Source organism: Bradyrhizobium sp. (genome assembly GCF_030654605.1).
Taxonomy (GTDB): Bacteria; Pseudomonadota; Alphaproteobacteria; order Rhizobiales; family Xanthobacteraceae; genus Bradyrhizobium.
Window position 1 is genome coordinate 1 of sequence record NZ_JAURXB010000251.1, and the last position, 12,673, is coordinate 12,673.

The 12,673-nt window shown below is 64.6% G+C and carries 13 protein-coding genes and 1 pseudogene; 1 reads left to right on the forward strand and 13 read right to left on the reverse strand.

All coding sequences use genetic code 11. From position 1 onward, the window contains the following. Positions 1-275 precede the first annotated feature (275 nt). Entirely contained in the window at positions 276-1,043 is a 768-nt protein-coding gene (gene surE, locus Q7U29_RS22520; RefSeq protein WP_304744955.1) for a 5'/3'-nucleotidase SurE, read from the reverse strand. 103 nt (positions 1,044-1,146) lie between these two features. After that, positions 1,147-1,833, reverse strand: a complete 687-nt coding sequence (locus Q7U29_RS22525; RefSeq protein WP_304744957.1) for a Crp/Fnr family transcriptional regulator — start codon at positions 1,831-1,833, stop codon at positions 1,147-1,149. On the opposite strand from Q7U29_RS22525, the gene Q7U29_RS22530 reads away from it, so the two are divergent. Next, complete coding sequence (locus Q7U29_RS22530; protein WP_304744959.1) at positions 1,832-2,158, forward strand: hypothetical protein; 327 nt, start codon at positions 1,832-1,834, stop codon at positions 2,156-2,158. The two genes, Q7U29_RS22525 and Q7U29_RS22530, sit on opposite strands and share 2 nt — an antisense overlap. 50 nt (positions 2,159-2,208) lie before the next feature. Here the strand turns inward: Q7U29_RS22530 and Q7U29_RS22535 are convergent, their stop codons facing one another. The 11 genes and pseudogenes from Q7U29_RS22535 to Q7U29_RS22585 form a co-directional block, all read right to left on the reverse strand. After that, entirely contained in the window at positions 2,209-2,592 is a 384-nt protein-coding gene (locus Q7U29_RS22535) for a hypothetical protein (RefSeq protein WP_304744961.1), read from the reverse strand. Between the two features lie 107 nt (positions 2,593-2,699). Then, the gene (gene serS, locus Q7U29_RS22540) at positions 2,700-4,043 is read right to left on the reverse strand and encodes a serine--tRNA ligase (RefSeq protein ID WP_304744963.1); all 1,344 of its coding nucleotides are present in this window, start codon (positions 4,041-4,043) and stop codon (positions 2,700-2,702) included. 196 nt (positions 4,044-4,239) lie between these two features. Beyond that, positions 4,240-5,073: a twin-arginine translocase subunit TatC gene (gene tatC / locus Q7U29_RS22545; protein WP_304744965.1), complete on the reverse strand. Its 834-nt coding sequence runs from the start codon at positions 5,071-5,073 to the stop codon at positions 4,240-4,242. Next, a complete protein-coding gene (gene tatB, locus Q7U29_RS22550; RefSeq protein WP_304744967.1) occupies positions 5,070-5,576 on the reverse strand; it encodes a Sec-independent protein translocase protein TatB in 507 nt (168 codons plus the stop codon). The genes tatC and tatB overlap by 4 nt, the downstream gene beginning before the upstream one ends. Positions 5,577-5,710: 134 nt before the next feature. Beyond that, positions 5,711-5,950 carry a twin-arginine translocase TatA/TatE family subunit gene (locus tag Q7U29_RS22555; protein ID WP_304744969.1) on the reverse strand — a complete coding sequence of 80 codons (240 nt, stop codon included), beginning with the start codon at positions 5,948-5,950 and terminating at the stop codon, positions 5,711-5,713. A 190-nt stretch (positions 5,951-6,140) separates the two neighbouring features. Beyond that, on the reverse strand, positions 6,141-6,857 hold the full coding sequence (scpB, locus tag Q7U29_RS22560; RefSeq protein WP_304744970.1) for an SMC-Scp complex subunit ScpB: 717 nt from the start codon (positions 6,855-6,857) through the stop codon (positions 6,141-6,143). 24 nt (positions 6,858-6,881) lie between these two features. After that, a complete protein-coding gene (locus Q7U29_RS22565) occupies positions 6,882-7,712 on the reverse strand; it encodes a ScpA family protein (RefSeq protein ID WP_304744972.1) in 831 nt (276 codons plus the stop codon). Next, positions 7,709-8,737 carry a beta-N-acetylhexosaminidase gene (nagZ, locus tag Q7U29_RS22570; RefSeq protein ID WP_304744974.1) on the reverse strand — a complete coding sequence of 343 codons (1,029 nt, stop codon included), beginning with the start codon at positions 8,735-8,737 and terminating at the stop codon, positions 7,709-7,711. The genes Q7U29_RS22565 and nagZ overlap by 4 nt, the downstream gene beginning before the upstream one ends. Before the next feature lie 46 nt (positions 8,738-8,783). After that, positions 8,784-10,223: an SPOR domain-containing protein gene (locus Q7U29_RS22575; RefSeq protein ID WP_304744976.1), complete on the reverse strand. Its 1,440-nt coding sequence runs from the start codon at positions 10,221-10,223 to the stop codon at positions 8,784-8,786. A gap of 99 nt (positions 10,224-10,322) precedes the next feature. Next, the gene (gene argS / locus Q7U29_RS22580; RefSeq protein ID WP_304744978.1) at positions 10,323-12,116 is read right to left on the reverse strand and encodes an arginine--tRNA ligase; all 1,794 of its coding nucleotides are present in this window, start codon (positions 12,114-12,116) and stop codon (positions 10,323-10,325) included. Positions 12,117-12,163: 47 nt separating this feature from the next. Further along, positions 12,164-12,673: pseudogene (locus Q7U29_RS22585) on the reverse strand (deoxyguanosinetriphosphate triphosphohydrolase); the annotation flags it as partial.

Sequence of the window (12,673 nt, forward strand, 5' to 3'; positions counted from 1 at the left end):
AGCATCCTCGGAGTACCGGCGCTGCTGGAAGCGCTGGAGCCCTCTACCGCCTGACGAAGATTCTTGTGCCCTCCGTAAACGCCGCCGTGTCCTAATCCAAAAAAACCGCGACTTCTCACACAGCCTGGTTCGCCGGGACCCATACGCCGTGCCGTCGGCGTTCTGAGCTAGTGTCCGACACAACGTGACGGGATATCTGCCGATCTCGCTGGCGCCTGGGAGTATGGGTCCCGGCGTTCGCCGGGACGACGAGAGAGATTTCCCGCCGCCCGCCTCTATTTCAGCGTCGCCGTCAGCGCTTCCGAAAACTCGTCGTTGGTGCGGTCGAGCCGCAGCGGCGTCACCGAGACATAGCGCGCCGCCAATGCGGCGAGATCGGTGCCTTCGGCCGGCGTATCCATCATGGCCGCGCGTTCGAAGCCGATCCAGAAGTAGGGATTGCCGCGGCCGTCATGGCGCTTGTCGACCTTGAGAAAACCGAGATTGCGCTTGCCCTGCCGGGTCACGCGCACGCCCCTGACCTCCTCGGGCGCGCAGGCCGGAAAATTGACATTGATCACGGTGTTCCTGGGCACGCCGGCGTCGATCACCTTGCGCAGGATCTGCGGGCCGAATTTCAGCGCGGTTTCCCACAGCGGCTTGTCGCGCGTCTCCAGGCTGAATTCCTGGCTCAGCGCGAATGATGGCAGCCCGAGGATCGTGCCTTCCAGCGCGCCGGCGATGGTGCCGGAATAGACGACATCCTCGGCGACGTTGCGGCCCTTGTTGACGCCCGACAGCACGAGATCCGGCATGGTCGCGCCAAGAATGTGGCGCGCGCCCATGATCACGCAATCGGTCGGCGTGCCCCGCACCGCGAAGTGCCGCGGGCCTACTTCGCGCAGCCGCAACGGATCGTTCAGCGAAAGCGAGTGCGACACGCCGGACTGATCGAGCTCCGGCACCACCACCCAGACGTCCTCGGACAGCGCGCGCGCGATCTGCTCGACGATCTTCAGGCCGGGCGCATGGATGCCATCGTCATTGGTACAGAGAATTCGCATGCGCCTGAACGCCTTCCATCACGGTCGATATGCCCTCTTATCCGGCTATCGCCGCCGAGGCAAACCGGTGACAGGCTGGTATCTCGACCGACAGCGTCGCGCGCTATTCGTCCTCCCTGATCTGCGGTTTGTCGCGCAGCACCGCATCCAGCAGCGAGCGATGAACCTCGATCTTGCCGTTGTAGTCGATGTAACCCTTCTTCCTGAACTGGTTCATGAAGAAACTGACGCGCGACCGGGTGGTGCCGATCATCTCCGCCAGGGTCTCCTGGCTGAGGTTGATCGCGATCGGCTGTGCGCCGCCATCCTCGCCGAAATTGGCGAGCAGCAGCAGCAAGCGCGCCAGCCGCCTTTCTGAGGAATTGAACAGCTGGTCGATCAGGTCGTCTTCGATCCGGCTGTTGCGGGACAGCAGATGGGCGATGAAGAACGTCGCAAACTTCGGCTCCGACGTCAGCGCCGCCAGCATGGCCTGCTTGGTGATCGACGTGATCAGGCAATCTTCCATGGCATGGCCGGTCATGGTGCGTATCGCCGCCGCTTCGAGGCCTGCCTCGCCGAAGAACTGCCCCTCCGTGAAGATTCCGACCACCGCTTCCTTGCCGTGCTCGGACAGGACCGTGACCTTGACCTTGTGGATAAAAAACACGGTGTCGGCGACGTCACCCTGGCTGAAGATCTTCCGGTTTTTCTCGTATTTCTCGATGGTCCTGCCCGGCTCGGTCCGTCCGAGAAAAACCTTCGGATCGAAGTCGCCTTGGGAAGCCCGAATATGTGGCGCGTTGAGCATGGTGCTGGTCCAGCAGGCGGGAGCGCAACACTCTCAGTCACCGGCGGCAGCCTGGGGCGGCGCGGCAATGCCCAATCCTAATCCTGTTATGTCGGGCAGGCGACATAAATCGCAACCGGAAATGGCAAGTCGTTCCGGATATCGCAAAATCAGCGAAAATAAACATGATTCCCAGCCGGGACTGGACGCTGAACCTCAAAGTGCCGGGTTACGCTTTCGCCCGTTTCGCGCCGGCGTCGAACTTCACGTTGGCGGCTTCAGCTCGCTGGCAAGCCAGCCCATGGCGTCTGACGTCAGCGGATCGCGCTCCACCACGGTCGTTTGAACCCGACGATTCAAATGCCAGCCAACGACGGGGCTGCGGCAGTTCCGGGACTATCGCCGAACGCGCGCGCGCCAGGGTCGCAGGAATTTGGCCGGCCAGCGTTCGATCCGCATGGCAAATCGCGGAACCAGCGCTTTCGGATTCGCTGTCCCTGTCGGATCACCGCCGTTCGGACCCGAGGCGCTGTCCTGCGAAGGTTCAGGGACTTGTCGGGGCGGCTGTGGATACCGCGCACGCGCGACCGAAAGCGCCTTGGCGAAATCCTCAGCATTGAGCCATCCCCCGGCATCCAGGCTTTCCGGAAGACCGTCTTCCCACAGCCTGATGGCCTCGATGTCGAACCGGCCCTTCAGCCTTTGATCGACCGCCTGCATCCCGTAACCGGTGACGGCCCATTGCCGGCCGACCCAGTAGATGTCGCGATGCAAGGCCATGGCCGGTATTCGCTTCCCTCACGGGCGGGCTGCCCCGAACGAAGATACCGGGCGCTGCCGCTCAGGCAACACCGGCCGCGCAAATTCTGCGAGGTATTCGTGCGAGCCTATTGCTCGCGGGCGACGACCTTGACCCCGCCCATATAGGGCTGCAGCACGTCAGGCACGGCGATCGAGCCATCTTCCTGCTGGTAGGTTTCCATGACCGCGATCAGCGCGCGGCCGACCGCTGTGCCGGAGCCGTTCAGCGTGTGGACGAAACGCGGCTTGCCGTCGGGGCCGCGGTAGCGCGCGTCCATCCGCCTTGCCTGGAAGTCGCCGCACAGCGAGCAGCTCGAGATTTCCCGGTAGGCACCGCCCACGCCCTGCCCGGGCATCCAGACCTCGATATCGTAGGTTTTCTGCGCCGAAAAACCCATGTCGCCGGCACACAGCGTCATCACGCGGTAATGCAGGTCGAGCCGGCGCAGCACTTCCTCGGCGCAAGCCAGCATGCGCTCCAATTCGTCCTTGCCGGTCTCCGGCGTCGCGATCGAGACCAGCTCGACTTTCGTGAACTGGTGCTGGCGAATCATGCCGCGGGTATCGCGGCCGGCAGCGCCTGCTTCGGCGCGAAAGCACGGCGTCAGCGCCGTCAGGCGCATCGGCAATTCCTTCTCGTCGAGAATGGATTCGCGGACGAGATTTGTCAGCGGCACTTCGGCGGTGGGAATGAGCCCGAGCCGTTCGCTCCTGAGCTTGTCCAAGGCATTTTCATCAAGGGCGGCCAGCGACTCTCCCTTGATCGCCCAAAACTGATCGTCTTCAAATTTCGGCAACTGCCCCGTGCCGAACATGGCGTGATCGCGAACCATCAGCGGCGGATTGATTTCGGCATAACCGTGCTCGTTGGTGTGGAGATCGAGCATGAACTGCCCGATCGCGCGCTCCAGCCGGGCCAGCCCCTTCTTCAGCACGACAAAGCGCGCTCCACTCAATTTCGCCGCCGCCTCGAAATCCATGAAGCCGAGCGCGCCACCGATGTCGTCATGCGGTTTCGGCGCGAACGCGTAATTGCGGGTCTTGCCGAACACGTGGTGCTGCACATTGCCGTGTTCGTCGACACCCTCGGGCACCTCGTCCAGCGGCAGGTTCGGAATCGCGGCAAGCTCCCTGGCGAGCTCTTCGTCCGCCGTCTTCGCCGCCAGTTCGAGTTGTGGCATCGTGGTCTTGAGCTCGGCGACCTCGGCCATCAGGGCGCTCGCGCGCGCATCGTCCTTCGCCTTCTTGGCGTCGCCGATTTCCTTCGACGCGGCATTGCGCCGTGCCTGCATCTGCTCCGACTTGAGGATCGCCGCCCGGCGCTTCTCGTCGATCGCCAGCAGCGACGCAGACAATGGCTCCAGCCCGCGCCGCTTCAAGCCGGCGTCGAAGGCATGGGCATTGTCGCGGATCGATTTGATGTCGTGCATGGGATGCAGTCCTTGAGTCGTGCCGGCTAAAGCGGGCATCTGGTAACCCGAATGGCCCCCGCTTGTCATCGCCCGGCTTGACGGGCGACCCAGTATTCCGGGCAAATGGAGATTGGGCCGTGAGGCCGCAGCGGACTGGGTCCCCGCTTTCGCGGGGACGGCAACCTGTATTGGAGCGGCAAAGATCGCCGAGTCCCTACTCCGCCGGATTGGCCTCGGGCGGCGGCGGGGTGGCGGGGGGTGGTGCTGCGGCAGCGGTCGCCTTGGCGGCGGCGGCGGCCCGCTTCTCCACCATGATCACGGCGTAGATCGAGCCCTCGTACAGGATCATCAGGGGGATCGCGAGCGAGGCCTGGCTGATGACGTCGGGCGGCGTCAGCACGGCGGCGATAACGAAGGCGCCCACGATGAAATAGCGGCGCTTTTCGCGCAGTTGTTTCGAGGTGAGGATGCCGATCCGGCCCAGCAGCGTCAGGATCACCGGCAGCTGGAACGCGACGCCGAACGCGAAGATCAGCGACATCATCAGCGACAGATATTCGCCGACCTTCGGCAGCAGCTGGATTTGCGCGGACTCGTCGCCGCCGACCTGCTGCATGCCGAGCGAGAACCGCACCAGCATCGGCAGCACAATGAAATATACCAGTAGCGAGCCCAGCGCGAAAAAGAACGGCGTCGCGATCAGATATGGCAGGAAGGCGCCGCGCTCGTGCTTGTAGAGGCCGGGCGCCACGAACATGTAGATCTGCCCGGCGACGATCGGGAACGAGATGAAGGCGGCGCCGAACATCGCCAGCTTCAGCTGGGTGAGGAAGTATTCCAGAAGTGCCGTGTAGATGAATTTCGAATTTTCCGCGCCGGCGATCCAGACGAACGGCCACACCAGCACGTTGTAGATCTGCTTGGCAAAGAAGAAGCAGAGGATGAAGGCGAGGCCGAACGCCAGCAGCGCCTTGATCAGCCGCGAGCGCAGCTCGATCAAATGATCCATCAGCGGCGCTTTGCTGGCCTCGATGTCCTCGGCACTCATGACGCTTTGGCGTCCTTCAGCACCTCTGGCGCCGACGGCGTAATGTCCTGCGGCGCGGGCTGCATTGGCACCTCGCGCACGCCAAGTTGTTCCGGCACCGGGTGAGCATCGGTCTCGACGAAGGTTTCCGGACTGGGGGGCTCGGGTGTGGTCGGTGTCACCGGCGCGTCGGTCACGGATGCCACCTGCGAGTCCGTCTGGGTCTTGCTGAGGTCGTCGATCCGCAGGGACTCGCTGACGTCCTTCTGCAGCGACGTCATGACGTTGTTGCTGGCAAAGCCGGTGGCGGTTTCCTTGACCTCATCAAACGTCTTCTTGAGGTCGGCCATTTCGGCCTCGCGCATCGCCTCCTGGAACTGGCCCTGGAATTCGCCGGCCATCTTGCGGGCCTTGCCCATCCATTGGCCGACCATGCGCAGCACGCCCGGCAACTCCTTCGGGCCGATGGCAATCAGCGCGACAACCGCGATGACGACCAGTTCACTCCACCCGATGTCGAACATGAAAATTTCCGCTCGCGCGAGGCGATATTACCCCAATGCCTGGCAACAAGATTTGGGGCGCCTGCGTCTTTCCTCAACCGTCGTGCCGCACCCCGGTCGCGACGTCAACGCGCGACCGGTTTGGCGCAGAAGGCTCAGACAGCCTTGCTGCCGACATCCGAGCGGGCTGCCGTCGACGGCGCCGCATTGTGATCGATCGTCTTGACCGGCTCCGGCGGCTTTTCAGCCGTCTTCTCATCGTCTTGCAGGCCCTTCTTGAAGGACTTGATGCCCTGCGCGACGTCGCCCATCAGGTCCGAAATCTTGCCGCGGCCGAACAGCAGCAGGACCACTGCGATCACGACGATCCAGTGCCAAATGCTAAGCGAACCCATCCTGCATCCCTCCAAACACACGGCCGGCGACCCGGCCCAATCTTCCCGGAAAGTAGGCTCAGGGGGTGGCAAAAACAAGGACTTAAGCCGCGTCAAATCGGCGTCAACGCACTACCGTTAATCGCCATCGCCGACTCCCGAGTCGCCACCGGCGACTCTTGGGGGCGCGCTGTCGCAAGCCCCTCGCGGATCAGCTTCCCTCGCCGGTCTCCGGCTCCACCGCGGGCGCCAGTGCGAGTTCCAGGTCGCCAATCTCCAGCGGATCCTCGTCCTCGCGCAGGGTCGGGTCATCCGAGGGCGTCGGAACGCTGAAGCCGCCAGGCAGCCGCGAATCCAGCAAGCCGGTTCCCTTCAGTTCCTCCAGGCCCGGCAGATCGCCCAGCGCCTCCAGGCTGAACTGCGACAGGAAGGCCTCCGTGGTCCCGAAGGTGAGCGGACGGCCCGGCGTCTTGCGGCGGCCGCGCGGACGAATCCAGCCGGTCTCCAGCAGCACGTCCAGCGTCCCCTTGGAGGTAATGACCCCGCGGATATCCTCGATCTCCGCGCGCGTCACCGGCTGGTGATAGGCGATGATCGCCAGCATCTCGATCGCCGCGCGCGACAGCCGCCGCGTCTCGGTGCTTTCCCGCGTCATCAGCCAGGACAGATCGCCGGCGGTGCGGAAGGTCCATTTGTTGGCGACACGAACCAGGTTGACGCCACGCGAGGCGTAATCCGCCTGCAGCTGCGCCAATGCGACCTTGATGTCGACGCCATCGGGCATCTTCTTGGCCAGCGCGGCCTGATCGAGCGGCTCGGTGGAGGCGAACAGCAGCGCTTCCAGCAACCGCAATTCCTCCGGCCGCGCCTGCGGATCCACGGAAGGCTCCTCGGCATCGACAATGCGTTTTTCCGCCAGGCTAGCCATGGCTAGGTCTCCTTCTTCTTCCACTTACTCAACCGGCAGATCCGGCGCGGTTATCGCGTCGGAGGCTTGCGGCGGACGCTTACGAAAATACAGCGGCGCGAACGCTTCTTTTTGGTGCAATTCGACCTCGCCTTCGCGGACCAGTTCCAGCGCGGCTGCAAAGGAGGATGCGAACACGGTGGCTTTTTGCGAGGGGTCGACGACGTAGTTGAGCAAATATTCGTCGAGCCTGCTCCAGTCCTCGGCCATCCCGACGAGGCGCTCCAGCGACGCCCGCGCCTCGCTCAGCGACCACACCGTGCGCCGTGCCAGATGCACCGTGGCCAGCACCCGCTGCTGGCGCTGAGCGGCATAGGCGGTGAGCAGGTCGAACAAGGTCGCGGTAAATTTGGGGTGCTTGATCTCGGCGATCGATTCCGGATCGCCGCGCGGGAAAATATCGCGCTGCAATTGCGGACGGTTCATCAGCCGGTTCGACGCCTCGCGAATGGCTTCGAGCCGGCGCAGCCGGTTGGCCAGCGCAGTCGCCATTTCCTCGGCGCTCGGGCCGTCAGGGGTCGCGGGTTCCGGCAGCAGCAGCCGGGATTTCAGATACGCCAGCCACGCCGCCATCACCAGATAGTCGGCGGCGAGTTCGAGGCGAATTTTACGGGCCGCCTCGATGAACACGAGGTACTGGTCGGCCAGCGCCAGAATGGAAATCTTGTGCAGGTCGACCTTCTGCTGCCGCGCCAGCGCCAGCAGAAGGTCGAGCGGACCCTCATATCCTTCGACGTCGACGACCAGAGACGGCTCGTCGTCGGCGGCGAGCTCGGCGGGCCGTCCGGTTTCAAACGATAAAATCTCTGCGCTCATGCGCTCTTAATCCCTGCCCGATTGATCAACGCGTCCAGTTCAGCCCGCGCCGCCTGCCGATCGAACGGCTGCGGAGCTTTTCGCGATGCCAGCGCCAACTTCGCGCGATCCAGCGCCTTGCCCGACAATTCCGGCGTCTCGCGGGCGACCGCCTGCATCTCGTCGAGATTGCCGTTGCAATGCAGGACCATGTCGCAGCCGGCGTTGACGATGGCTCGGGTCCGCTCGGCGATCGTTCCCGCCAACGCGTTCATGGACACATCATCACTCATCAACAAACCCTGGAACCCGATCACGCCGCGAATCACCCGTTCGATGATTGTCGCAGAAGTCGTCGCCGGATGGGCGGGGTCCAGCGCGCTAAACACAACATGTGCGGTCATGGCCATCGGAAGGTCCGCCAGCGGTTGAAATGCGGCGAAATCGGTCCGTTCCAGCTCCGCAAGCGGCGTATCGACCTCCGGAAGCCTGAAATGGGTGTCCGCTGTGGCCCGTCCATGTCCGGGAATGTGCTTGAGAACCGGCAGAACGCCGCCCTGCTCCAGCCCCTCGGTCACGGCGCGGGCGATTGCCGCCACCTTGCCGGGCTCGGTGCCATAGGCGCGGTTGCCGATCACGGCGTCGGCGCCGGGGACCGGCAAATCGGCCAGCGGCAGGCAATCCACGGTAATGCCTGTTGCCAGCAGGTCGGCTGCAATCAGCCGGGCGCTCAGGCGCGCCGCGGAGAGCCCGGCCACGCGGTCGATATCGTAGAGCGCGTCGAACACGGCTCCCGGCGGGTAGACCGGCCAGTGCGGCGGGCCGAGGCGCTGGACCCGGCCGCCTTCCTGGTCGACCAGGACCGGTGCATCCGCCTCACCAACGGCGCTGCGCAACTCCTGAACAAGCTGAGCGACTTGCGTGGGTGTCTCGATATTCCGCTTGAATAGGATAAATCCCCATGGCCGTTCCAAACGGATGAATTCGCGCTCGGCGGCGCTGAGTTCCAATCCGGATACGCCTGTGATGAATGCGCGGCTGTTCATGGGGCCGATTAGCCCGCTGGCAGCCCAAGGGTCAAGGAAACGGCCGTTAATTCCTTTGGACGACGCACTGTCCGCCGGCAGTTTTCAGGTTGCCGCAGAACTGCGTGGCCTCATCGGCGGAGCCGAACGGACCGATCATGGCGCGGTAGTAGACGCCCTTGTCGCCGAGATCGGCGCGTTTGATCACCGGCGAACGCGAGCCGAGCACGGCCGGATACTTGCCCTGCAGGGCCCGGAACGAGGCCTGTGCGTCCGACTCGTTCTTCTGCGAGGCCACCTGAACCAGATATCCCCCGCCACCACTCGACGCGGGGTTTACGGCGGCGACCCGGGCCGCCGGCGCGCCAGGAGCGGCCTGCGGTGTCAGGGACAGCGGCCCGTTGGCGCTCGCATTGGCTGATGAAGGCGGGCTGCGCGAGGCAGGCGCGGCCGGAGCCGGTGCCGCTCTTGGCGCGGGTGCGGGTTTCGCCGGCGGCGGCGCGTTGACTGGCGCCGCGGCGCCGTCGGCCTGATCGCCACGGACGGCAAGGGTCTTGATCCTGCGCGGCTCGGTGCCGTTAGGCAGCGTGCCATTGCCCGCGCCTGCGGGCACCGGCCCGGCAGTGGCGACGCTCGCGGCGGACGGCGGATTGCTGTTCGGATTCAGCGGCGGAAACACCACGCGCGGACCGGTCCTGGCATTGACGTCAACCGGAGCTTCTTCGCGCGGAACGATCTTTTCCTTGCCATCGCCGGTCGCCATGCGGTCCGGCACCTTGGCGGAACCATCCGCGGGGGCCGGCACGATCTTGGTCGGGCTGTTGTCGGCCTTGATGATCGGCGGCTCGCCGCTGCGGGGCGATCCGACAAAGGTGCGATAGGCCAAGGCCGCGCCCGTCCCCACCACCGCCAGCACGAGCACCACGGCAACAGTCATCATGCCGCCGCCGCGCTTCTTGACCGGCTCGTCCTCGGCGATATCGCCGTAGCCGTCCTGATAGGCGTAAGGGTCATCCGCGTAGGCCGGATCGTGCTGGGTGTGCTGCGCGCCGTGATCGAGTTGGCCATACAAGGCGTCGTCGTAGCGCGACGGATCGGTCTCCTGACCGGCGTCGGCGTAGGACGGGGACTGGTGATAGTCCGGCTCCGGCGCGGCGAGCGGCGCTGCGTAGCGATGCAGCGGGTGCACGGCGCTCGGGTAATCCTGTTCGTAATCGTCCTGCGGAGCGGCCGGAGCGGCCTGCGGGGTGGCGCGGCGCATCCACGGTGGCGGACCCACGGCGGGCTCTTCGTCGGCGGCAGGTGCCGAGGGCTGGTACTGGTCGCGCACGCTGCGCGGCTGTACCGGCTGGTTGGCCCGGCCCATCGCGAACGGGTCGGTTTGGCCGATCAGGCGCGCAAGCTCCGCCAGCGGATCGTTCTCGGTCCTTGCCGGCGCATGGGGTTCGCCGCCGCGATCATAGCCATCGTCGGCGGGAAAAGGCCTGTCCTGATATCGATCAGCCATCGTGATGATGCGTCCCCTTCGGGAAAGCCGCCAACCCGCTTTTGCAAACGAACCGGCGCCTGCCAGATGCCTCACGGTTCCCCGCGTGAAGCTTACCCCCTATCGCATCTCGGTCGGGGCATGGACGCCGAGAACGGCGAGCCCGGATGCCAGAACCGAGACGACGCCCTGGACCAATGCCAATCGCGCCTTTGTAATCTCTGCATCATTATTGATAATGAAGCGTAAATAGGGCAAATCGCGCCCCCGGGTCCATAGCGCATGAAATTCACTGGCGAGATCATATAGATAAAACGCGATTCGGTGCGGCTCGTGTGCCACCGCCGCCCCCTCGATCATCCGGGGATAGAGCGCCAGCAGCCTGAGCAGGCTGAGTTCCGCGGGGTCGGTCAGCCGTTCCACCGCCGCATCCCCCAGGAACGCCGCCCGCGCTTCGGTGTCTTCCGGCAGGTCAGGAACCAGTTCCCGGGCGTTCTTGAAGATCGAATGGCCGCGGGCATGGCCGTACTGCACATAGAACACCGCATTGTCCTTGGACTGCTCGATCACCTTGGCGAGATCGAAATCCAGCACCGCGTCGTTCTTGCGGAATAGCATCATGAACCGCACCGCGTCGGAGCCGACCTCGTCGACCACCTCGCGCAGGGTGACGAAATCGCCTGACCGTTTCGACATCTTCACCGGCTCGCCATGGCGCAGCAGCCGGACCAATTGCACCACCTTCACATCCAGCGTGGCGCTGCCCGCCGTGACGGCCTTGACCGCCGCCTGCATGCGCTTGATGTAGCCGCCATGATCGGCACCGAACACATCGATCAGATTGGCAAAGCCGCGGTCGAACTTGTTCTTGTGGTTGGCGATATCGGAAGCGAAATAGGTGTAGCTGCCGTCCGACTTCATCAGCGGACGGTCGACGTCGTCGCCATAGGCGGTGGCGCGAAACAGCGTCTGCTCGCGGTCCTCGTAATCCTCCACCGGCGCGCCGCCCTTGGGAGGCGGCAGCCGGCCTTCGTAGACGTCGCCCTTGGAGCGCAGAAAGTCGATGGTCTCGGTGACCTTGTTGTTGCCGGATTCGATCAGCGACCGCTCGGAGAAAAACACGTCGTGCTTGATGTGGAGCGCGGCAAGATCGGTCTTGATCATGTCCATCATCATGGCGATGGCTTTGGCCCGCACCGGCGGCAGCCAGGCGGCTTCCGACATCGCCTTGAGCTTGTCGCCATATTCCGCGGCGAGCGCCTGCCCTACCGGCACGAGGTAGTCGCCGGGATAGAGTCCTTCCGGAATCTCGATGCTCTCGCCGAGCGCCTCGCGATAGCGCAGGAACGCCGAGCGGGCGAGGACGTCGACCTGGGCGCCGGCATCGTTGATGTAATACTCGCGCGTGACGTCGTAGCCCGCGAAATCCAGCAGGCTGCACAGCGCATCGCCGAATACCGCGCCGCGGCAGTGGCCGACATGCATCGGCCCGGTGGGGTTGGCCGAGACGTATTCGACATTGACCTTCTCGGCCGCGCCCATTGGACTTTTGCCGTAGCCGGCGCCCTCGCGCAGCACGGTGCGCAACGCGTCCGACCAGGCCGACGGCTTCAGAGTCAGATTGATGAAGCCGGGGCCGGCGACGTCGACCGATGCAATCAGGTCATCCGCGCGCAGTTTGGTTGCGATCGCTTCGGCGAGATCGCGCGGTTTTGCCCTGGCCTCCTTGGCCAGCACCATCGCGGCATTGGTCGCCATGTCGCCATGCGCTGCATCACGCGGCGGCTCGACCACGACCCGCGACAGATCAATGCCGGCGGGCCAGCCGCCTTCGGAGGCGAGCGCGCCGCAAACCGCGTGGACGCGGGCCAGCACGTTGGCGAAAAGATGCTGCGATTGGCTGGAATCGATCATGGGCGTGACTGGACCGGGGATGATGCCGCATGCGGCTAGGCCGCCGCCTAACGCAAATCCGGGGTCGAGTCAAAAAGCCTTTGGTGCTCGGTGATGGCGAAACGGTCGGTCATCCCGGCGATAAAGTTGCCGATCCGCCTCGCCCGCTCGGCCTCCGTCTCGTGCGCGCCGCCATCGCGCGACGACCACTCCGCCGGCAGGTCGCCCGGGCTCTGCTGGTAGCGCGCGAACAGGTCGAACAGGATCTGTTCGGCCTCGCCCATTACCCGCATCACCCTGGGATGGCGGTACATCCTGAACTTCAGGAACGCCTTGATCCCGGCTTCCGCCTGCGCCACGGCGGGCGGAAACGTGATCAGGACATCGCCTAGGTTGCGTACGTCGTCGACCGATTTGGGCCGGGCAAGATCGAGCCGGCGGCGCGATTCGGTAACGACAGCGCCGATCAGGTACGAAATCAGTTCGCGCACCAGCTCCGCGCCGCGCCTGACGTCGTCGAGACCGGGATAGCGCCGCCCGATCTCCGCGATCATTTCGGCTGTCAGCGGCATCACCTT